The sequence below is a fragment of the Streptococcus infantis genome (genome assembly GCF_047463635.1).
GTDB classification, from domain to species: domain Bacteria; phylum Bacillota; class Bacilli; order Lactobacillales; family Streptococcaceae; genus Streptococcus; species Streptococcus infantis_W.
The window spans coordinates 159,898-180,938 of sequence record NZ_JASHDL010000001.1; the positions used below are offsets into that span (position 1 = coordinate 159,898).

The following is a 21,041-nucleotide window of genomic DNA, read 5'->3' on the forward strand; positions in this document are numbered from 1 at the left end:
AAGATAACGTTTTTCCTTGAAAAAGGTGTCTTTTTAAGGTATAATAGAGGAGTAAAAAATATAACTCAATAAGGAGAATAAGAAATGTCAATTATTACTGATGTTTACGCTCGCGAAGTCCTAGACTCACGCGGTAACCCAACACTTGAAGTAGAAGTTTATACTGAATCAGGTGCTCATGGACGTGGTATGGTTCCATCAGGAGCTTCTACTGGTGAACACGAAGCAGTTGAACTTCGTGACGGTGACAAATCTCGTTACGGTGGTCTTGGTACTCAAAAAGCTGTTGACAACGTAAACAACATTATTGCTGAAGCAATCATCGGCTATGATGTACGTGATCAACAAGCTATCGACCGTGCTATGATCGCTCTTGACGGTACTCCTAACAAAGGTAAATTGGGAGCAAACGCAATCCTTGGTGTGTCTATCGCTGTAGCTCGTGCTGCTGCTGACTACCTTGAAATCCCACTTTACAGCTACCTTGGTGGATTCAACACTAAAGTTCTTCCAACTCCAATGATGAACATCATCAATGGTGGATCTCACTCAGATGCTCCAATCGCTTTCCAAGAATTCATGATCGTACCTGCTGGTGCACCTACATTCAAAGAAGCTCTTCGTTGGGGTGCTGAAATCTTCCACGCTCTTAAGAAAATCCTTAAAGGTCGTGGTCTTGAAACAGCCGTTGGTGACGAAGGTGGATTTGCTCCTCGTTTCGACGGAACTGAAGATGGTGTAGAAACTATCATCGCTGCTATCGAAGCTGCTGGTTATGTTCCAGGTAAAGACGTATTTATCGGATTTGACTGTGCATCATCAGAATTCTACGATAAAGAACGCAAAGTTTACGATTACACTAAATTTGAAGGTGAAGGCGCTGCTGTTCGTACTGCTGAAGAACAAATCGCTTACCTTGAAGGATTGGTTGACAAATACCCTATCATACTTATCGAAGATGGTATGGATGAAAACGACTGGGAAGGTTGGAAAGCTCTTACTGAACGTCTTGGTGGTAAAGTTCAATTGATTGGTGACGACTTATTCGTAACAAACACTGCTTACCTTGAAAGAGGTATCGCTGAAGGCGCTGCTAACTCAATCCTTATCAAAGTTAACCAAATCGGTACTCTTACTGAAACATTCGATGCTATCGAAATGGCTAAAGAAGCTGGTTACACTGCTGTTGTATCACACCGTTCAGGTGAAACTGAAGATTCAACAATCGCTGACATCGCAGTTGCAACAAACGCAGGACAAATCAAGACTGGTTCACTTTCACGTACAGACCGTATCGCTAAATACAACCAATTACTTCGTATCGAAGACCAACTTGGTGAAGTAGCTGAATACCGTGGATTGAAATCATTCTACAACCTTAAGAAATAAAATAGTTCAGTGAACTATTTTATCCCGAACCTTGAAACTCAAAAGTTCGGCTCTTGATTTAACAAGATTTAAGCCCCTCGGATTTTATCCGAAGGGCTTTTTTTTCTGTTCAGGGGGCAAAAATATTAAGAAATAATTTCGCACATAAATTCCCTGTATTTTCACTATTCTAGGTGGAAATTAAAGATTTTTAAGCATATTTTTGGTATAATAATACCCAGGAAAAACTAGAGAAAAGAAGGAGGTAGAGATGGAAAAGTATTTATCTGTTACAACTTTGACTAAGTATTTAAAAATGAAATTCGATAAAGACCCCTACTTGGAACGGGTCTATTTAACTGGTCAAGTCTCTAACTTCCGTAAGCGTCCAACCCATCAGTATTTTTCTCTTAAAGATGACCGAGCGGTTATTCAGGCGACCATTTGGTCGGGTGTCTACCAACGTTTGGGATTTGACTTGGAAGAAGGGATGAAAATTAATGTAGTTGGTCGTGTCCAAGTCTATGAGCCAAGCGGAAGTTATTCGATTATCATTGAAAAAGCTGAACCAGATGGTGTTGGTGCTTTAGCTATCCAATTTGAACAACTTAAGAAGAAACTGGCAGAAGAAGGTTTGTTTCAAGAGCGATTTAAACAATCTTTACCACAATTTTCAAAAAAAATAGGTGTGGTGACCAGCCGTAGCGGAGCTGTCATTCAGGATATTATTACGACAGTTAGCAGACGCTTCCCTGGTGTGGAAATTGTCTTATATCCTACTAAAGTTCAAGGTGAGGGTGCTGCAGAGGAAATTGCTCGTAATATAACTCGAGCCAATGAACGTGAGGATTTAGATGTTCTGATTATTGGACGTGGTGGTGGATCCATTGAAGATCTTTGGGCCTTTAACGAAGAGATTGTAGTTCGCTCTATCTTTGAATCACCGTTACCCATCATTTCAAGTGTGGGTCACGAAACAGATGTCACTTTGGCTGATTTTGTTGCTGACAAGAGAGCGGCAACGCCGACAGCTGCTGCTGAACTCGCTACACCAGTAACTAAGTTAGATCTTTTGGCCTATCTTCAGAATCAAGAAAAACGAATGACTACAGCAGTTAAGCATACCTTGTCAAAGAAAAAAGAAGCTTTGAGAATCCTCAGTCAATCGGTCATCTTCAGACAACCAGAGCGTTTATATGACGGTTATCTACAACGCTTGGATCAGTTACAGCTGCGACTGAAGCAAGGATTGAATGCTGAATTGGTTCGTAATCAACAAAAGGTGCAAGAACAAGTCCACCGTTTGGAACAATTATCACCAATCATCAAAATCCAGCGTTATCAGGATCATATCCAGCAATTAAAGAAACTGCTGCGTAGTCAGATGGCTGTGATCTATGATGCAAAAGTAGCAGAAGTAAAACGCCTATCAGAAGCTCTCCTTATGCTAGATACTAGTCGAATTGTAGCCAGAGGTTATGCAATTGTTAAAAAAGGAGAAGTCGTAGTGGCTTCTGCGAAAGATCTGAAAGAAAATGACCAAATATCACTGTTGATGCGAGACGGTCAAGTAGAATTAGAGGTAAGAGATGTCAAAACAAAAGAAATTTGAGGAAAATTTAGCAGAGCTTGAGACTATTGTTCAAAGCTTAGAAAATGGTGAAATTGCTTTGGAAGATGCTATTTCTGCATTTCAAAAAGGAATGCTCTTATCCAAAGAATTGCAGGCAACACTTGATAAGGCTGAAAAGACCTTGGTCAAGGTGATGCAAGAAGATGGAACAGAAAGTGAACTGGTATGAACAAGCAGGAAAAACTAGCTTTGGTCGAGTCAGCTCTTGAAGACTTTTATGGCAACCAACAATTTGCATCCAGTTTAAGAGAGGCTGTTCTCTATTCCGTCCATGCTGGTGGTAAACGGATTCGTCCATATTTACTTTTAGAAATTTTGGACTCCTTGCAAGTGCCTATCACTCAGGAACATGCTCAAGTTGCAGCGGCACTAGAAATGATTCATACAGGAAGTTTGATCCATGATGATCTTCCTGCTATGGATAATGATGATTTTCGTCGGGGGCGTTTGACCAACCATAAGGTGTATGGTGAAGCTCTAGCTATTTTAGCAGGGGATGCGCTTTTTTTGGATCCCTATGCTTTAATTGCTCAAGCTGATTTGCCTAGTCAAACCAAGGTAGATTTAATATCTAATTTATCCCTTGCTTCTGGAAGTATGGGAATGGTAGCTGGTCAAGTGTTAGATATGGAAGGCGAAGGAAAACACTTGAATTTAGAGGAACTTCAGACTATCCATGCTAATAAGACAGGTAAACTTTTAGCCTTTCCTTTCCAAGCGGCTGGAATCATTGCTGGATTGGATGAAAATCTTCAAAAACAGCTTAAAACAGTTGGCGAGTTGATTGGTCTTGCTTTCCAAGTGAGAGATGATGTGCTTGATGTTACAGCAAGTTTTGAGGAAATTGGCAAGACACCCCAGAAAGACTTGCAGGCCGAAAAGTCAACTTATCCTGCTTTGTTAGGATTAGATCAGGCGATAGCATTTTGCAATCAAACCTTGGATCAAGCTAATGCGAAACTTGAAGAGATTAGCCAAGTTGTGAGCTTTGATAAGGAACCAATTGTGAAAATAGTAGAAAGTTTGAGAATCAATGGCTAAGGAAAGAGTAGATGTACTAGCTTACAAACAAGGTTTATTTGAAACGAGAGAACAAGCCAAACGAGGTGTTATGGCAGGTTTGGTAGTCGCTGTTTTAAATGGCGAACGATTTGATAAACCAGGAGAAAAAATTCCTGATGATACAGAGTTGAAACTCAAGGGTGAGAAACTTAAGTATGTCAGTCGTGGTGGCTTGAAACTTGAGAAGGCACTAGATATTTTTGATCTATCAGTTGAGGGACAAACGATCATTGATATCGGAGCTTCAACAGGTGGTTTTACTGACGTCATGTTGCAAAATGGTGCTAAACTAGTTTTTGCAGTTGATGTTGGTACTAACCAACTGGCATGGAAATTACGCCAAGACCCTCGTGTTGTAAGTATGGAGCAGTTTAATTTTCGATATGCTGAAAAGACTGACTTTGAAGAAGAACCGAGTTTTGCCAGTATTGATGTTAGTTTTATTTCCCTAGGCCTTATTCTGCCAGCTTTGCACCGAGTTTTAGCTGATCAAGGTCAGGTTGTAGCTTTAGTTAAGCCTCAATTTGAGGCTGGTCGAGAACAGATTGGTAAAAATGGAATTATCAGAGATGCCAAAGTTCACCAAAATGTTTTAGAATCAGTTACTAAAATGGCAGTTGATGAAGGATTTTCAGTCTTAGGATTGGATTTTTCTCCGATTCAAGGAGGACATGGAAATATTGAATTCTTAGCCTATTTACGGAAGGAAGACCAGGCGAGCAATCAGGTTGTTACTGAAATAGAAAAAATAGTGGAGAAAGCACATAGAGAATTTAAAGATGAATAAAAAAGAGAGACTTGAGAAGATTAGAAGATTTGTTACAGATTATCAAATCGGCACACAGGAAGAAATCGTTGAACACTTGAGAGAAGCGGGTATCTCTGCTACTCAAGCAACAGTCTCCCGAGATATTAAAGAGTTAGGTATTGTAAAAATTCCATTGAAGGACAATACTTACATCTATGAATTACCAAAATCAATCGTTAGAAGCTTGCAGTTGGCAGAAAACAATATTATTCATGCTGAACGCATGGGGCATATGATCAATTTGCAAGTCATTCCAGGAAATACTATTTTCGTCAAGAGTCAGTTGATGACTGTTTTTTCTGACCAAATTTTTAGCTGTATTGCTGATGATAATTCCATCTTGATGGTATTGAGAAGTGAAGAAACAGCCAAGGATATTTTTGAGCAAGTTAAAAATTGGTAGGATTATATGTTACTGGAAATTTCGATTAAAAATTTTGCTATCATCGAATCAATTTCTTTGAACTTTGAACAAGGGATGACAGTTTTAACTGGTGAAACAGGTGCGGGTAAATCAATCATTATTGATGCTATGAATATGATGTTAGGAGCTCGAGCTACAACAGAAGTTATTCGTCATGGGGCTCCAAAAGCGGAAATTGAAGGTCTTTTTTCAATTGAAAGTAATCGCGCACTAGAAGAAATTTTTGATGAACAAGGATTAGAATTAAGTGATGAAATCATTATTCGTCGCGAAATTTTACAAAACGGTCGGAGCATCAGTCGTGTCAATGGACAGATGGTTAATCTTTCAGTATTAAGGACGATTGGTCAACAGCTAGTTGATATCCATGGTCAACATGACCAAGAGGAGTTAATGCGCCCACATCGACATATCCAGATGTTGGATGAGTTTGGGGATGCTTCTTTCTTTGAATTAAAAGAAGCCTATCAGTTGAGCTTTGATAACTATCGCCGTATGCGAAAGCAAGTGCTTGACATCAAAAAAAATCAGCAGGAACACAAGGCGCGAATTGAGATGTTGGAATTTCAGATGGCTGAGATTGAAGCAGCTAATTTGAAAGCTGGTGAAGATGTTACTATCAATCAAGAAAGAGACAAACTACTGAACCATAAACATATTGCCGATACTTTAACAAATGCTTACAGTATGTTGGATAATGAAGAGTTTTCTAGTCTGGCAAATGTTCGTTCGGCCATGAATGATATGGAAAGTCTTGAAGAGTTCGATTCAGAGTATCGTGAGATTTCAGGCTCTCTTTCTGAATCCTATTATGTCCTAGAAGATATCACCAAGCGCTTGGAATCCATTATTGATGGTTTAGATTTTGATGGTAATCGTTTGATGCAGGTTGAAAGCCGACTAGATTTAATTCACACCATTACCCGTAAGTATGGTGGTAGTGTAGATGATGTCCTAGAATACTTTGCCAAGATTACAGACGAATACAATCTTCTAACAGGAAATAATCTATCTTCTGAAGATATGGAAATCGAACTCAAGAAACTTGAAAAAAATCTTGTGGACCTAGCAGGTCAAGTTGCTCAAGCTCGCCATAAAATAGCGCAGGACTTAGAAGATGAAATCAAGCAAGAATTGCAAGACCTTTACATGGAGAAAGCACAATTTCAAGTTCGTTTTAGTCAAGGAAAATTCAGTCGTGAAGGTAATGAGAGTGTTGAATTTTACATCTCCACCAATCCTGGAGAAGATTTTAAACCTTTAGTAAAAGTAGCTTCTGGTGGAGAGTTATCTCGTCTCATGTTAGCTATCAAGTCCGCTTTTTCTCGTAAGGAAGGCAAGACCAGTATCGTCTTTGATGAGGTGGATACGGGAGTTTCAGGTCGTGTAGCTCAAGCCATCGCGCAAAAAATTCACAAAATTGGACAGCACGGTCAAGTATTAGCTATTTCTCACCTTCCGCAAGTTATTGCGATTGCAGATTATCAGTTCTTCATCGAAAAGATTAGCAATGAACATTCAACCGTTTCAACAGTTCGCTTGTTAACAGTTGAAGAAAGGATTGAAGAAGTCGCTAAGATGTTGGCTGGGGAGAATGTGACAGAAGCAGCATTGACTCAAGCGAGAGAATTATTACAAAGTAAGGAGAAATAAATGACAGACTATTATGTAATTGGTGATGTCCACGGAAAAGCTGGAATGTTAGAAGATTTACTTAAAACATGGGATGGCAAGACTCAATTACTTTTTCTTGGAGATTTGATTGATAGAGGAGAAGATAGTCGCCGAGTTCTAGAAATGGTCAAGGATTTGGTAGATAAGCAAGGAGCTATCTGCTTATCAGGAAATCATGAGTATATGTTTTTAACTTGGTTGGATAATCCTGAAGAAAGTTATGACCACTATCGTCGAAATGGCGGGGATACAACTATTAATTCTATTTTGGGGCGCCCACTGGATGCACCAGTAGATGGAGTAGCAGATGCAAAGCGTGTTGAGACAGAAGCAGCAGACTTAGTGGAGTTTATCCGTCAGATGCCTTTTGTCATTGAAACGGAAAAGTATATCTTTGTTCATGCCGGTATTGATTTGACTTTGGATGATTGGCACGATACTACTGACTATAAGAAGGTATGGCTCAGAAAACCATTTCACGAAGCAGCCAATCATACTGGAAAAAACATTGTCTTTGGACATACACCAGTCTATGGTTTGTTGGATCAAAAACCTGGTACATCTGAACTTTGGATTACAGAAGACGGTAAGATTGGAATGGATGGAGGAGCTGTTTACGGTGGTGTCCTTCACGGTATTGTCTTTACCGACCAAGGTATGACTGAGCACTATTTTATCGAAAATGACGGCTTTGTTGCTGAAGATTAGTACTCCTAACAGGGTATGGTCTTGTCAAAATGTTAAAAACAATTTATAATTAATAGATACCCTGAAAGGAAGAGAATGATGAACTTAGAAGAATTGAAAAAACGACAGGAGAAGATTCGTAACTTCTCCATTATCGCCCATATTGACCACGGGAAATCAACTCTAGCAGACCGCATTTTGGAAAAGACGGAGACGGTTTCAAGCCGTGAAATGCAGGCCCAACTTCTTGATAGTATGGATTTAGAGCGTGAGCGTGGAATTACTATCAAGCTTAATGCTATCGAGCTTAATTATACGGCTAAAGATGGTGAGACCTATATCTTCCACTTGATTGACACACCTGGACACGTGGACTTTACCTATGAGGTTTCACGTTCCCTAGCTGCCTGTGAAGGTGCTATTTTGGTCGTTGATGCCGCCCAAGGGATTGAGGCTCAAACACTGGCAAACGTCTATCTTGCCTTGGATAATGATTTGGAAATCCTTCCAGTTATTAACAAGATTGACCTGCCTGCTGCAGACCCTGAGCGCGTGCGTACAGAAATTGAAGATGTCATTGGTCTAGACGCTAGCGAAGCAGTATTGGCTTCAGCCAAGGCGGGTATCGGTATCGAAGAAATTCTCGAGCAAATTGTCGAAAAAGTTCCAGCCCCAACTGGTGACGTGTCAGCACCATTGAAAGCCTTGATTTTCGACTCAGTATACGATGCCTATCGTGGAGTTATCCTCCAAGTTCGTGTCATGGATGGAGTAGTCAAACCTGGTGATAAGATTCAGCTCATGAGCAATGGTAAAACCTTCGATGTAACTGAAGTCGGAATTTTCACACCTAAAGCAGTTGGGCGTGATTTCCTTGCGACGGGTGACGTTGGTTATATCGCGGCTTCTATCAAGACGGTTCAGGACACACGTGTCGGTGATACAGTAACCTTGGCGATAAATCCAGCGACTGAACCACTTTCAGGATACAAGCAGATGAATCCAATGGTTTTCGCAGGTCTCTATCCAATCGAGTCAAATAAATACAATGACCTTCGTGAAGCTCTTGAAAAATTGCAACTGAATGATGCTAGCTTGCAGTTTGAACCAGAAACATCCCAGGCTCTTGGATTTGGTTTCCGTTGTGGTTTCCTTGGACTTCTTCATATGGATGTTATTCAGGAACGTTTGGAACGTGAGTTTAACATCGACCTCATCATGACAGCTCCGTCTGTTATCTACAAGGTTAATCAGACTGATGGTGAGTCTATGGATGTGTCTAACCCATCCGAGTTTCCTGATCCTACAAAGATTGCGACTATTGAAGAGCCTTATGTTAAGGCACAAATCATGGTACCGCAGGAGTTTGTCGGAGCAGTAATGGAATTGGCTCAACGCAAGCGTGGGGACTTTGTAACTATGGACTATATTGATGATAATCGTGTCAATGTCATCTATCAAATCCCACTAGCTGAAATCGTCTTTGACTTCTTTGATAAGCTCAAATCTTCAACACGCGGTTATGCAAGCTTTGATTATGAATTATCAGAGTATCGTCCATCTAAGCTGGTGAAAATGGATATCCTTCTTAATGGTGCTAAGGTGGATGCTCTTAGCTTTATTGTTCACAAAGACTTTGCTTATGAACGTGGGAAACTCATTGTTGATAAGCTCAAGAAAATCATCCCTCGTCAACAATTTGAAGTGCCGATTCAAGCAGCTATTGGGCACAAGATTGTGGCTCGTACTGATATCAAGGCTCTTCGTAAGAACGTACTTGCTAAGTGTTACGGTGGTGACGTTTCTCGTAAACGCAAACTCCTTGAAAAACAAAAAGCTGGTAAGAAACGCATGAAAGCCATCGGTTCTGTAGAAGTACCACAAGAAGCCTTCCTCAGCGTATTGAGCATGGATGAAGAATAGTTGAGCTCTCAAGAAAAAATAAGATAAATATAAAATAATGATTTTTTAAGAGGCTGGGTAAAAAGTCAATTTTCTCCGAAAATGAAAAAATATAACGCATAGTATCAAGGTTTTCAACATCTGATATTATGCGTTTTTCTGATTTTAAAGATTTTTTGCCCATCCTCTTTTCTTAATGTTTGACAAACGCGTCAACCTCAAGTATAGCAGATTGAACTTGGAATAGTACACTAAAGATTCTAAAACATTTTTAGAAATTGATTTGACTTTCCTAATCTCTTTGTTCATGTCTTATTTCAATCAACTATACAAGTTTGGGAATCGGTATTTCTGGGCGGAAGGTTATTATGTGAGTACAGTAGGTCTCAATGAAGCCACAATTAAGAAATATATTCAAGATTAAAGAAATTATCCAGTGGATGATTTCTAAACGAGTATGAAAATTTGAAAATAAGTAAAGCATGATCTATCACTAGATAAATTGAGTGTAAAAGAATATGAGGATCCCTTTAGGGATAGTAGCAAGTAATACTCACGCCTTTTTAAGAGGCAAGTGACGAGTCAAGAGCAATGAGGCTTGAACAAGGTGAAAGCCAGCGTCTTTAGGCGCTGGCTGGTAATTTGGGCTTATAGCGTTAGTGCAAACCACCCGTTAGATGGGTGGTTATGTTTTTTTGATTTTTTTCAATTTTTATTCTACAATAAAATTATATGAAGAGAAGGCGGTAACAATATGCTTAATGCGAAAATTTTTTATATATTTTTATTTTTGATCGTTGTCGAAACTACAGGCTTGTTGTTGTTGAAAAGAGGTCTCGAAATGGGTTATTTAGACACAAAAGCTATTATCCTCGCAATTTTTTCATTTGCTTTTTACAACCTATGTTCATTCGTTTGGGTCTACTTTACAATAAAAAACAATAAAAAATAAATAGACGTATTTTTAGTCAGAACCTCTCAAAAAACGCATTTTCTTGCACCTGCTCCGTAAATGTGTTATACGGATTCTGCGAAAAAGTGATAGTTTTCTAAGCCATGAGCAATGGAAAAGCACCAGCAGTACGAATGCTGAGGCTTTTTTTACGTGGTTGCAAATCACGTCCGGCCCAGTGGCACTTAATCATCACCTTTCTTATCTAGCCAGACATAAGAAACTCAAATAGTAGGTTCAGATGATTATCGCTATGTAAAAATTCCTAAATCATGGGTTCATTTCAAAGAAATTGAAGGTGGAGATGATATTCAGTACTGTGATGGGACGGATGTCAATATTGTAACTCTCAATACCTTTAAACCTTAGCAGTTTGGTATTAGTGAAAGTGAATATGCAGCTCTTGAAACTGTTCAAATTTCAACTAGCATTTATGAATCTAAACAGAAAAGTCAAGACTTTTCCAAGGTATGGGGGTCAAAATCAACTATCGGAGGCTATGAGGCATACGTAGTAAACTGTATTGCGAAGAATGGTAAATATCTAATTATCTGGGTATTTAAATCCGATGATGGCAAGTTTAGATACGTTTCTCTCGAAGGTGTTCCAGAGGTATTAAAAAATCTCCTTCCAATGGTTGAAGAAAGTTGGACCAATAAAAAGAGTTAACATCGTGAAAACAGGAGTCATTCCTGTTTTTTTATTATACTTATTAGGAAATTATAAAAAATATGTTTGAAATCATCAAATGTTTAATTCGTAAACAAAAAAAATAAAAATCAAACAAAATACAACAAAAAAACATTGACAACGGTTTCATATAGTGTTATACTTATACCATAAAAGTTAAATATGAAGGGAGAAGGCCATGGGATTAGATCATTTCTTTGACAAAGACCTAGTCTTTTGCTTAGAAGCAGATAATCAAGAGCAACTTTTCGATCAAGTTGCAACCATATTGGAAGAAAAGAAAGTTGTTACAGAGACTTATCGTTCGGCCTTGATTGAACGTGAAAAATCGTTCCCAACTGGTTTGGATATGGAGTTTTTAGGGAAGGATTTGCCTAACGTAGCTATTCCTCATACTGATACAATTCATAATCTAACTGAAAATGTTGTCGTGGTTCGTCTGGAAAAACCAGTAACGTTCCACAATATGATTGCCCCTGATAAGGAAGTAGAAGTATCATTACTCTTCTTTATCATCAACAATTCAAGCTCAAGTCAAACAAATATTCTTGCGCAGTTGATGGACTTCTTTACAGGCAATGGTCATCTTGAAGCGCTCTCTAAGATTACGGAACCTGAAGCTTTGTTCCAATATATCTCAGAAGCGACTGCTTAATTTGTTAATAATTTTTATATAAAAACGGAGGAAATCCAAATGATTAAAATTCTTGCTGCTTGTGGTGCAGGTGTTAACTCAAGCCACCAAATTAAAAGTGCTCTTGAAGAAGAACTTTCTAACCGTGGGTACGATGTTCAATGTGATGCTGTTATGGTAAAAGATGTCAATGAAGACTTGATTAAAGGTTATGATATCTTCACACCAATCGCTGCTACTGATTTAGGTTTTGAACCAGGTATCCCAGTTGTTGAAGCAGGACCAATCTTGTTCCGTATTCCAGCTATGAGCGCTCCAGTTTACGACAATATTGAAGCAGCTATCAAAGAACATGGTCTAAGCTAATTATTAATTTGTAAATATTCCATAAAAATAAAGGGAGGAAAATTATGGATTTCATTATTGACTTGGCCAATAAAGTATTCAAGCCAATCTTGGATATGGGTGGCCCAATTATCATGCTGATCATTTTGACAGTATTGGCTTTACTATTTGGAGTGAAATTCTCCAAAGCACTTGAAGGTGGTATCAAACTTGCCATCGCACTTACTGGTATCGGTGCTATCATCGGAATGCTTAACGGAGCTTTCTCAGCTTCTCTTGCAAAATTCGTTGAAAATACTGGTATTCAATTGAACATCACCGACGTTGGTTGGGCACCACTTGCTACAATCACTTGGGGTTCAGCTTGGACACTTTACTTCTTGCTTGTGATGTTGATCGTCAACATTGTAATGCTTGCAATGAAGAAAACTGATACACTTGACGTCGATATCTTTGATATCTGGCACTTGTCTATCACAGGTCTTTTGATTAAATGGTACGCTGACAACAATGGAGTTAGCCAAGGAGTTTCACTCTTCATCGCGACTGCAGCAGTTGTCCTTGTAGGGGTTCTTAAAATCATCAACTCTGACTTGATGAAACCAACATTTGATGACCTTCTTAACGCACCAAGTTCATCACCAATGACTTCAACTCACATGAACTACATGATGAACCCAGTTATCATGGTTTTGGATAAGATTTTTGATAAACTCTTCCCAGGTCTTGATAAATACGACTTTGACGCTGCTAAATTGAACAAACGAATCGGTTTCTGGGGATCTAAATTCTTCATCGGTTTCATCCTTGGTATCGTTATCGGTTTGATGGGAACTCCACATCCAGTTCCTGGTGTTGAAGGTGCTGAAAAATGGGAACTTGTTATTAAAGGTTGGTTGTCACTTGGTTTGACTGCCGGTGTCTGCTTGGAGCTCTTCTCATTGATCGGTTCATGGTTCATCGCAGCCGTAGAACCACTTTCACAAGGTATTACAAACGTTGCTACTAAACGTCTTCAAGGACGTAAATTCAACATCGGTCTTGACTGGCCATTTATCGCTGGTCGTGCTGAAATCTGGGCTTGTGCCAACGTACTTGCACCAATCATGTTGGTTGAAGCTGTGCTTCTTTCAAATGTCGGAAATGGTATCTTGCCACTTGCTGGTATCATCGCAATGGGTGTAACTCCAGCTCTCTTGGTAGTTACTCGTGGTAAATTGCTCCGTATGATTATCTTCGGAACACTCTTGTTGCCACTCTTCCTTCTTTCAGGTACACTTATCGCACCATTTGCAACAGAACTTGCTAAAGGTGTAGGTGCCTTCCCAGAAGGTGTAAGCCAAACTCAATTGATTACTCACTCAACTCTTGAAGGACCAATCGAAAAACTATTTGGTTGGGCAATTGGTAATGCTACAACTGGTGATATCAAAGCTATCCTTGGCGCATTAGTATTCCTAGTATTCTACGTTGGTATCTTTGCATGGTACAGAAAACAAATGATCAAACGTAATGAAGAATACGCAGCAAACGCAAAATAATTCGCTCCTAAAAATGTAAATTGTAAAAACTAGGTTGTCAGTTTCCAAATCTGGAGTCGACAGCCTAGTTTTTTTAGGTCTTAAATAAATGGAGGTAATTCTAATGATTGAATTAAAAACAGAACAGCTATGTGTACAGTTTCAAACTTTTGGTGGTGCACTTTCTTCAATAAAAGACAAAGATGGAATGGAGTATTTGTGGCAGGGAAATCCAACTTACTGGAGTGGACAAGCACCTGTTTTATTTCCAATTTGTGGATCCGTTAGAAATGATAGTGTCTTGTATGATCAAGAAGATGGTAGTCAAGTAAAAGGTAAAATTCCACGTCATGGATTGGTTCGAAAAAAAGAATTTGAATTAGTAGAACAAACAGAGAACTCTGTCACCTTTGCTATCGAAGATGACCAAGAAATGTATGAGAACTATCCCTATCATTTTCGTCTAGAAATAACTTATACTGTTACGGGAAAGACTATTCGAACACAGTATCAAGTTACCAATAAGGAAACAGATAAGAAAATGCCTTACTTTATTGGTGGACATCCTGGCTTTAACTGTCCTTTATTTGATGATGAAGCTTATGAAGACTACTATCTTGAATTTGAAAAGTCAGAAACTTGTACAGTTCCTAAACCATTCCCAGAAACAGGGATGTTAGATTTTCAAGATAGAAGTAGCTGGTTAAAAGACCAAAAAGAATTGGATCTAAACTATGATTTCTTTAGCTATGATGCTGTGACTTTAGATGAGTTAGCCTCTCGCTCTGTTTCCTTACGGTCACGTAAGCATGATAAGGGGTTGAAACTAAACTTTAAGGAGTTTCCAAACCTCATTGTTTGGTCAACGCTCAATAAAGGTCCCTTCCTTGCTCTGGAACCTTGGTCAGGTTTGTCAACATCACTTGAAGAGGGCAATCATCTAGAGGATAAGAAAAATGTTCGAATCTTAAATCCAGGTCAAAGTGATCAAATTGGTTTTGATATAGAAATTTTATAAAAATAAACAAAAACAAACACAAACTGTTGACTTTTTTAAACAATAGTAGTATATTATGTTTAGAAAGAACAATTTGTGTTTATTTTAACAAGTTATTCTTCAAATTTCTCCCAGGAGAAGTTTTTAAGAGTGATTAGATAAATCATTCTTAAACTAAAATAGTCAACAAAAACTACCAGTAACTACTTGGTAATGGTCATTTTCTTTCCAGAACCAAAAAATTTTTACTGGTCTATATAAAAAAGGAGTATACAATATGTCTATTGTTATTGGTGCAGATGCTGCAGGTTTGAGATTGAAAGAAGTCGTTAAAGATTTCTTGGAAAAAGAAAACTTCCACGTTGTGGATGTTACAGCTGAAGGTCAAGACTTCGTTGATGTAACTCTTGCAGTTGCTGAAGAAGTTAAAAAAGAAGAACAAAACCTTGGTATTGTCATTGATGCTTATGGTGCAGGTCCATTTATGGTTGCTACTAAAATCAAGGGAATGGTTGCAGCAGAAGTATCTGACGAACGTTCAGCCTATATGACTCGTGGTCACAACAACTCACGTATGATTACTATGGGTGCTCAACTCGTTGGTGACGAATTGGCTAAAAACATTGCTAAAGGCTTTGTAAATGGTAAGTATGACGGCGGTCGTCACCAAATTCGTGTCGACATGTTGAACAAAATGTGCTAATTTTTATAACGAAAGAAAGGTAAGATAAAAATGAGAATTGCAATTGGATGTGACCACATCGTAACTAATGAAAAAATGGCGGTTTCAGAATTTTTGAAATCAAAAGGACATGAAGTCATCGACTTTGGTACTTATGACCACGCTCGTACTCACTACCCAATCTTTGGTAAAAAAGTTGGTGAAGCAGTAGTTAGTGGACAAGCTGATCTTGGTGTATGTATCTGTGGTACTGGTGTAGGTATCAATAACGCTGTTAACAAAGTTCCAGGTGTTCGTTCTGCTTTGGTTCGTGATATGACAACAGCTCTTTACGCTAAAGAACAATTGAATGCCAACGTTATCGGATTTGGTGGTAAAATCACTGGTGAATTGCTTATGTGCGATATCATTGAAGCTTTCATCAACGCTGAATACAAACCATCTGAAGAAAATAAAAAATTGATCGCTAAAATCCAACACGTTGAAACTCATAACGATCATCAAACGGATGCCAACTTCTTTACAGAATTCCTTGAAAAATGGGATCGCGGTGAATACCACGACTAAGAGGTGACTTATGATTTTAACAGTCACAATGAACCCATCCATTGATATTTCCTATCCTTTGGATGAATTGAAAATTGACACTGTCAACCGTGTTGTCGATGTTACGAAAACAGCGGGTGGTAAAGGTCTCAATGTTACACGAGTTCTATCAGAATTTGGTGATTCTGTAGTCGCAACTGGACTTGTTGGTGGTAAACTTGGTGATTTTTTAGTAGAAAATATTGATGATCAAGTTTCGAAACGTTTCTTTTCTATCCAAGGGGAAACTCGTAACTGTATCGCAATTCTACATGGAGAAAATCAAACAGAAATCCTAGAAAAAGGTCCTGTAGTTCAAGAAAAAGAAGGACAAGATTTCTTGGCTCATTTCAAGGAACTTTTAGAAACTGTAGAGGTAGTAGCCATTTCAGGTAGTCTACCAGCAGGACTTCCTGTTGACTATTATGCTAGTCTAGTTGAACTTGCTAACCAAGCTGGTAAACCTGTTGTCTTGGACTGTTCAGGAGCTGCACTTCAGGCGGTTCTTGAATCTCCACATAAACCAACGGTTATCAAACCAAATAATGAAGAATTGTCTCAACTTTTGGGTAGAGAAATTTCTAAAGACTTGGATGAATTAAAAGAGGTTCTTCAAGAACCACTATTTGATGGAATCGAGTGGATTATCGTTTCATTAGGTGCTAATGGTGCATTTGCTAAGCACGGTGATACTTTCTATAAAGTAGATATTCCAAAAATCCAAGTTGTAAACCCAGTTGGATCTGGTGATTCTACAGTAGCAGGTATTGCTTCAGGTCTTTTCCATAAAGAAACGGATCAAGAATTACTGACTAAGGCTAATGTCCTTGGTATGCTCAATGCTCAAGAAAAAATGACTGGTCATGTCAATATGGCTAACTATCAAGGTCTATATGACCAATTAGTAGTGAAAGAGGTATAAAATGGTTTTAACAGAAAATAAACGTGCATGTTTGGAAAAACTCTCTGATGAGAATGGTATCATCTCAGCTCTTGCTTTTGACCAACGCGGTGCTTTGAAACGTCTCATGGCTCAATACCAAACAGAGGAGCCAACAGTAGCTCAAATGGAAGAACTTAAAGTATTGGTAGCAGATGAATTGACTAAATACGCTTCATCTATGCTTCTTGACCCTGAGTACGGACTTCCAGCTACAAAAGCTCTTGATCAAAATGCAGGTCTTCTCCTTGCTTATGAAAAAACAGGATACGACACAACAAGCACAAAACGTTTGCCAGACTGCTTGGATGTTTGGTCTGCAAAACGTATCAAAGAACAAGGTGCAGATGCTGTTAAGTTCTTGCTTTACTATGACGTAGATAGCTCTGACGAACTTAACCAACAAAAACAAGCCTACATCGAACGTATTGGTTCTGAGTGTGTGGCTGAAGACATTCCATTCTTCCTTGAAATCTTGGCTTACGATGAAAAGATTGCTGACGCAGGTTCTGCAGAATATGCTAAAGTAAAACCACACAAGGTTATCGGTGCCATGAAGGTCTTCTCAGACCCACGTTTCAACATCGATGTATTGAAAGTTGAAGTTCCAGTAAACGTGAAATATGTTGAAGGATTTGGTGATGGAGAAGTCGTTTACAGCCGTGAAGAAGCAGCAGCATTCTTCAAAGCGCAAGATGAAGCAACTAACCTTCCATACATCTACTTGAGTGCAGGTGTATCCGCTAAGCTCTTCCAAGAAACTCTTGTCTTTGCCCACGAATCAGGCGCAAACTTCAACGGAGTTCTTTGTGGACGTGCAACATGGGCTGGATCAGTTGAAGCTTACATCAAAGATGGTGAAGCAGCAGCTCGCGAATGGCTTCGTACAACTGGATTTGAAAACATTGATGAACTCAATAAAGTACTTCAAACAACAGCTACTTCATGGACTGAACGTGTGTAAACTTCCCCCTTTATGTCCTAAAACCTAGTAAAAAAACTTTTAAAAAAAGTTGTATGTAAAGGTTTACAAAATAAAAATCTTGTGCTATACTTAAATCACAAGTTAATACAAAGTGAGTGTTACTAAGTAATATTAGGCATGATCACAGATGACTCAGATGTATATTTTTTGAGTTCATTTGTGGTCATTTTTTATGCTCACAAAACTTAAATAATAGGGCAAGGAGGTTGCCATGTATCGGATATTAAATCCAATGAATAACAATGTTTCTCTCGTGCGGAATAGCAAGGGAGAGGAGTTGATCGTAATTGGTAAGGGTATTTCGTTCGGTAAGAAGAAGGGAGATTTGATTTCTGAGGATCAGGTTGAAAAAGTTTTTCGGATGAAAACAGAAGAGTCGCGAGAAAATTTTATGGCTCTTCTCAAGGATGTACCGCTTGATTTTATTACGGTTACTTATGAGATAATTGATAATCTTTCTAAAAAATATCAATATCCTGTCCAAGAGTATCTATACGTCACTCTGACAGACCATATCTATTGTTCTTATCAGGCTATTAGTCAAGGACGCTATAAGGATAGTAACTTGCCTGATATTTCTGCCAAGTATCCTATCGCTTTTCAAATTGCACAAGAAGCTTTTGAAATTTATCGTCAAAAACTGACAGAAAATTTTCCTGAAGACGAGATCATTCGTATCGCTTATCACTTCATCAATGCAGAAGGTGAAAACGAAGTCGAAGTTGTTGAGTCGATTGATAAGAGAAAGGAAATTTTAAAAAGAGTTGAAAGCGTTTTGAAGAGTTATAAAATCCAGCGAACACCTGAAAATAATAATTTCTACGATCGCTTTATGATTCATCTCAATTATTTTTTGGATTATCTGGATCGTAGTCGCGATGATAATCAATCCTTGCTCGATATGGAAGAACATATAAAAAATACCTATCCAGAAGCATTCGAGATTGGTAGTAAAATTTATGAGGTCATTGCTCAGGAAACTGGTCTTGACCTCTACAAGAGTGAACGAGTTTATCTTGTTCTACACATCCAACGTTTATTGTCATAACGCTTTACTAAAAAATATATAAGGAGAAATCTATCATGAATAGAGAAGAAGTGACATTGTTAGGTTTTGAGATTGTTGCCTATGCTGGCGATGCTCGTTCAAAACTATTGGAAGCTTTGAAGGCTGCTGAAGCTGGTGATTTTGCGAAAGCGGATAGCTTAGTTGAGGAAGCTGGTAGCTGCATCGCAGAGGCTCACCACGCCCAAACAAGCTTGTTAACAAAGGAAGCTGCAGGTGAAGATTTAGCCTATAGCGTGACCATGATGCATGGTCAAGATCACCTGATGACAACAATCTTGCTAAAAGATTTGATGCATCATTTAATTGAACTTTATAAAAGAGGAGCTAAATAATGAATAAGTTAATTGCCTATATCGAGAAAGGAAAGCCTTTCTTTGAAAAACTATCTCGAAATATCTATCTTCGTGCTATTCGTGATGGATTTATCGCTGGAATGCCAGTCATTCTCTTCTCAAGTATTTTTATCTTGATTGCTTTTGTTCCAAACTCTTGGGGCTTTAAATGGTCTGATGAAGTAGTAGCACTTTTGATGAAACCTTACAGCTACTCTATGGGGATTCTAGCAGTCTTGGTAGCTGGTACCACTGCCAAATCTTTAACGGACTCCGTCAATCGTAGTATGGAGAAAACCAACCAAATCAACTATATGTCAACGCTATTGGCGGCTATTGTTGGTTTGCTGATGTTAGCAGCTGACCCAATCGAGGGTGGCTTTGCAACTGGTTTCCTTGGAACAAAAGGCTTGCTTTCAGCCTTCCTGGCAGCTTTTGTAACTGTAGCTATCTATAAGGTTTGTGTCAAGAACAACGTTACTATTCGCATGCCTGACGAAGTTCCACCGAATATCTCACAAGTCTTTAAAGACGTTATTCCGTTTACGCTTTCAGTTGTTTCTCTTTATGCTCTTGACTTGCTCGCTCGTCAATTTGTTGGTACAAGCGTTGCAGAATCAATCGGTAAGTTCTTTGCACCTCTTTTCTCAGCAGCAGACGGTTATCTTGGTATTACAATTATCTTTGGTGCTTTTGCCTTCTTCTGGTTTGTCGGTATTCACGGCCCATCTATCGTTGAACCTGCCATTGCAGCGATTACATATGCAAATGCCGAAGTCAACTTGAACCTTCTTCAACAAGGTATGCATGCTGATAAGATCCTTACATCTGGTACACAAATGTTTATCGTCACTATGGGTGGTACAGGAGCAACTCTTGTAGTTCCTTTCATGTTTATGTGGTTGTGTAAGTCGAAACGAAATCGTGCTATTGGACGTGCTTCAGTAGTTCCTACATTCTTCGGTGTAAATGAACCAATCTTGTTTGGTGCACCACTTGTTTTGAACCCAATCTTCTTTATTCCATTTATCTTCGCACCTATTGCAAACGTATGGATCTTTAAGTTCTTTATTGAAACACTTGGCATGAACTCATTTACTGCCAACCTTCCATGGACTACACCAGGACCTCTTGGTATTGTTCTTGGTACAAACTTCCAGTTCTTGTCATTTGCTCTTGCAGCATTGTTAATCGTAGTGGATATTGCAATCTACTATCCATTCCTTAAAGTTTATGACGAACAAATTCTTGAAGAAGAACGTTCTGGTAAAGCCAACGATGAATTAAAAGAAAAAGTAGCCGCAAACTTCAATACTGCTAAAGCGGATGCTATCCTTGAAAAAGCTGGAGTAGAATCAGCACAAAATACAATCACTGAAGAAACCAACGTACTCGTTCTCTGTGCAGGTGGAGGAACAAGTGGTCTTCTTGCCAACGCCTTGAACAAAGCAGCAGCAGAATACAATGTTCCTGTTAAGGCAGCCGCTGGTGGCTATGGTGCTCACCGTGAAATGTTGCCAGAATTTGACCTTGTTATCCTTGCTCCTCAAGTAGCATCAAACTATGAGGACATGAAGGCTGAAACTGATAAATTAGGTATCAAACTTGCTAAGACAGAAGGTGCTCAATACATTAAATTGACTCGTGATGGAAAAGGTGCTCTTGCCTTTGTTCAAGCGCAATTCGATTGATGATAGGGACTGTAAAACAGTCTCCTATCATCACGGAAATCGCTATGGCGAATTTCCTAAT

General features: G+C 38.8%; 20 protein-coding genes and 2 pseudogenes. All 22 read left to right on the forward strand.

Annotated features, from left to right (window positions below; all coding sequences use genetic code 11):
• Window positions 1–84: 84 nt before the first annotated feature.
• The 22 genes and pseudogenes from eno to QM867_RS00800 all read left to right on the forward strand — a co-directional run bounded on the left by eno (window position 85) and on the right by QM867_RS00800 (window position 20,980).
• Complete coding sequence (gene eno / locus QM867_RS00695) at window positions 85–1,389, forward strand: surface-displayed alpha-enolase (RefSeq protein ID WP_414314918.1); 1,305 nt, start codon at window positions 85–87, stop codon at window positions 1,387–1,389.
• A gap of 250 nt (window positions 1,390–1,639) precedes the next feature.
• Window positions 1,640–2,980 carry an exodeoxyribonuclease VII large subunit gene (xseA, locus tag QM867_RS00700; protein WP_414314919.1) on the forward strand — a complete coding sequence of 447 codons (1,341 nt, stop codon included), beginning with the start codon at window positions 1,640–1,642 and terminating at the stop codon, window positions 2,978–2,980.
• Entirely contained in the window at window positions 2,958–3,170 is a 213-nt protein-coding gene (locus tag QM867_RS00705) for an exodeoxyribonuclease VII small subunit (protein ID WP_000043228.1), read from the forward strand. The genes xseA and QM867_RS00705 overlap by 23 nt, the downstream gene beginning before the upstream one ends.
• Entirely contained in the window at window positions 3,167–4,042 is an 876-nt protein-coding gene (locus QM867_RS00710; protein ID WP_414314920.1) for a polyprenyl synthetase family protein, read from the forward strand. Before QM867_RS00705 ends, QM867_RS00710 begins: the two co-directional genes overlap by 4 nt.
• Window positions 4,035–4,850, forward strand: a complete 816-nt coding sequence (locus tag QM867_RS00715) for a TlyA family RNA methyltransferase (RefSeq protein ID WP_414314921.1) — start codon at window positions 4,035–4,037, stop codon at window positions 4,848–4,850. The genes QM867_RS00710 and QM867_RS00715 overlap by 8 nt, the downstream gene beginning before the upstream one ends.
• Complete coding sequence (locus tag QM867_RS00720; protein ID WP_049526273.1) at window positions 4,843–5,274, forward strand: arginine repressor; 432 nt, start codon at window positions 4,843–4,845, stop codon at window positions 5,272–5,274. Before QM867_RS00715 ends, QM867_RS00720 begins: the two co-directional genes overlap by 8 nt.
• Before the next feature lie 6 nt (window positions 5,275–5,280).
• The gene (gene recN / locus QM867_RS00725) at window positions 5,281–6,948 is read left to right on the forward strand and encodes a DNA repair protein RecN (protein ID WP_414314922.1); all 1,668 of its coding nucleotides are present in this window, start codon (window positions 5,281–5,283) and stop codon (window positions 6,946–6,948) included.
• Window positions 6,949–7,677 (forward strand): metallophosphoesterase family protein, encoded by a 729-nt coding sequence (locus tag QM867_RS00730; RefSeq protein ID WP_414276761.1) that lies wholly within the window; start codon window positions 6,949–6,951, stop codon window positions 7,675–7,677.
• Between the two features lie 78 nt (window positions 7,678–7,755).
• Window positions 7,756–9,579 (forward strand): translation elongation factor 4, encoded by a 1,824-nt coding sequence (lepA, locus tag QM867_RS00735; RefSeq protein ID WP_315640915.1) that lies wholly within the window; start codon window positions 7,756–7,758, stop codon window positions 9,577–9,579.
• 298 nt (window positions 9,580–9,877) lie between these two features.
• Window positions 9,878–10,108, forward strand: a pseudogene (locus QM867_RS00740) (hypothetical protein); the annotation flags it as partial.
• Window positions 10,109–10,729: 621 nt separating this feature from the next.
• Window positions 10,730–11,179 (forward strand): annotated as a pseudogene (locus QM867_RS00745) (hypothetical protein); the annotation flags it as partial.
• Between the two features lie 199 nt (window positions 11,180–11,378).
• On the forward strand, window positions 11,379–11,855 hold the full coding sequence (locus tag QM867_RS00750) for a PTS sugar transporter subunit IIA (RefSeq protein ID WP_371558994.1): 477 nt from the start codon (window positions 11,379–11,381) through the stop codon (window positions 11,853–11,855).
• A 39-nt stretch (window positions 11,856–11,894) separates the two neighbouring features.
• Entirely contained in the window at window positions 11,895–12,200 is a 306-nt protein-coding gene (locus tag QM867_RS00755) for a PTS sugar transporter subunit IIB (RefSeq protein ID WP_000590576.1), read from the forward strand.
• 44 nt (window positions 12,201–12,244) lie between these two features.
• A complete protein-coding gene (locus QM867_RS00760) occupies window positions 12,245–13,720 on the forward strand; it encodes a PTS galactitol transporter subunit IIC (protein ID WP_301560186.1) in 1,476 nt (491 codons plus the stop codon).
• Between the two features lie 103 nt (window positions 13,721–13,823).
• Window positions 13,824–14,717 carry an aldose 1-epimerase family protein gene (locus QM867_RS00765; RefSeq protein WP_414314923.1) on the forward strand — a complete coding sequence of 298 codons (894 nt, stop codon included), beginning with the start codon at window positions 13,824–13,826 and terminating at the stop codon, window positions 14,715–14,717.
• A gap of 256 nt (window positions 14,718–14,973) precedes the next feature.
• A complete protein-coding gene (lacA, locus tag QM867_RS00770) occupies window positions 14,974–15,399 on the forward strand; it encodes a galactose-6-phosphate isomerase subunit LacA (RefSeq protein ID WP_000029280.1) in 426 nt (141 codons plus the stop codon).
• 30 nt (window positions 15,400–15,429) lie between these two features.
• Window positions 15,430–15,945: a galactose-6-phosphate isomerase subunit LacB gene (gene lacB / locus QM867_RS00775; protein ID WP_001216925.1), complete on the forward strand. Its 516-nt coding sequence runs from the start codon at window positions 15,430–15,432 to the stop codon at window positions 15,943–15,945.
• 10 nt (window positions 15,946–15,955) lie between these two features.
• Window positions 15,956–16,885 carry a tagatose-6-phosphate kinase gene (locus QM867_RS00780; protein WP_414314924.1) on the forward strand — a complete coding sequence of 310 codons (930 nt, stop codon included), beginning with the start codon at window positions 15,956–15,958 and terminating at the stop codon, window positions 16,883–16,885.
• A gap of 1 nt (window position 16,886) precedes the next feature.
• Window positions 16,887–17,867, forward strand: a complete 981-nt coding sequence (lacD, locus tag QM867_RS00785; RefSeq protein WP_414314925.1) for a tagatose-bisphosphate aldolase — start codon at window positions 16,887–16,889, stop codon at window positions 17,865–17,867.
• Window positions 17,868–18,099: 232 nt separating this feature from the next.
• Entirely contained in the window at window positions 18,100–18,936 is an 837-nt protein-coding gene (locus tag QM867_RS00790) for a PRD domain-containing protein (protein ID WP_049510215.1), read from the forward strand.
• Between the two features lie 35 nt (window positions 18,937–18,971).
• Window positions 18,972–19,289: a PTS lactose/cellobiose transporter subunit IIA gene (locus QM867_RS00795; protein WP_001078322.1), complete on the forward strand. Its 318-nt coding sequence runs from the start codon at window positions 18,972–18,974 to the stop codon at window positions 19,287–19,289.
• Complete coding sequence (locus QM867_RS00800) at window positions 19,289–20,980, forward strand: lactose-specific PTS transporter subunit EIIC (RefSeq protein WP_414314926.1); 1,692 nt, start codon at window positions 19,289–19,291, stop codon at window positions 20,978–20,980. The genes QM867_RS00795 and QM867_RS00800 overlap by 1 nt, the downstream gene beginning before the upstream one ends.
• Window positions 20,981–21,041 lie beyond the last annotated feature (61 nt).

What these genes read in the sequence shown, in the direction of transcription:
- eno (WP_414314918.1), top strand. Translation starts at nt 85, where the DNA reads ATGTCAATTATTACTGATGTTTACGCTCGCGAAGTCCTAGACTCACGC.
- xseA (WP_414314919.1), top strand. Translation starts at nt 1,640, where the DNA reads ATGGAAAAGTATTTATCTGTTACAACTTTGACTAAGTATTTAAAAATG.
- QM867_RS00705 (WP_000043228.1), top strand. Translation starts at nt 2,958, where the DNA reads ATGTCAAAACAAAAGAAATTTGAGGAAAATTTAGCAGAGCTTGAGACT.
- QM867_RS00710 (WP_414314920.1), top strand. Translation starts at nt 3,167, where the DNA reads ATGAACAAGCAGGAAAAACTAGCTTTGGTCGAGTCAGCTCTTGAAGAC.
- QM867_RS00715 (WP_414314921.1), top strand. Translation starts at nt 4,035, where the DNA reads ATGGCTAAGGAAAGAGTAGATGTACTAGCTTACAAACAAGGTTTATTT.
- QM867_RS00720 (WP_049526273.1), top strand. Translation starts at nt 4,843, where the DNA reads ATGAATAAAAAAGAGAGACTTGAGAAGATTAGAAGATTTGTTACAGAT.
- recN (WP_414314922.1), top strand. Translation starts at nt 5,281, where the DNA reads ATGTTACTGGAAATTTCGATTAAAAATTTTGCTATCATCGAATCAATT.
- QM867_RS00730 (WP_414276761.1), top strand. Translation starts at nt 6,949, where the DNA reads ATGACAGACTATTATGTAATTGGTGATGTCCACGGAAAAGCTGGAATG.
- lepA (WP_315640915.1), top strand. Translation starts at nt 7,756, where the DNA reads ATGAACTTAGAAGAATTGAAAAAACGACAGGAGAAGATTCGTAACTTC.
- QM867_RS00750 (WP_371558994.1), top strand. Translation starts at nt 11,379, where the DNA reads ATGGGATTAGATCATTTCTTTGACAAAGACCTAGTCTTTTGCTTAGAA.
- QM867_RS00755 (WP_000590576.1), top strand. Translation starts at nt 11,895, where the DNA reads ATGATTAAAATTCTTGCTGCTTGTGGTGCAGGTGTTAACTCAAGCCAC.
- QM867_RS00760 (WP_301560186.1), top strand. Translation starts at nt 12,245, where the DNA reads ATGGATTTCATTATTGACTTGGCCAATAAAGTATTCAAGCCAATCTTG.
- QM867_RS00765 (WP_414314923.1), top strand. Translation starts at nt 13,824, where the DNA reads ATGATTGAATTAAAAACAGAACAGCTATGTGTACAGTTTCAAACTTTT.
- lacA (WP_000029280.1), top strand. Translation starts at nt 14,974, where the DNA reads ATGTCTATTGTTATTGGTGCAGATGCTGCAGGTTTGAGATTGAAAGAA.
- lacB (WP_001216925.1), top strand. Translation starts at nt 15,430, where the DNA reads ATGAGAATTGCAATTGGATGTGACCACATCGTAACTAATGAAAAAATG.
- QM867_RS00780 (WP_414314924.1), top strand. Translation starts at nt 15,956, where the DNA reads ATGATTTTAACAGTCACAATGAACCCATCCATTGATATTTCCTATCCT.
- lacD (WP_414314925.1), top strand. Translation starts at nt 16,887, where the DNA reads ATGGTTTTAACAGAAAATAAACGTGCATGTTTGGAAAAACTCTCTGAT.
- QM867_RS00790 (WP_049510215.1), top strand. Translation starts at nt 18,100, where the DNA reads ATGTATCGGATATTAAATCCAATGAATAACAATGTTTCTCTCGTGCGG.
- QM867_RS00795 (WP_001078322.1), top strand. Translation starts at nt 18,972, where the DNA reads ATGAATAGAGAAGAAGTGACATTGTTAGGTTTTGAGATTGTTGCCTAT.
- QM867_RS00800 (WP_414314926.1), top strand. Translation starts at nt 19,289, where the DNA reads ATGAATAAGTTAATTGCCTATATCGAGAAAGGAAAGCCTTTCTTTGAA.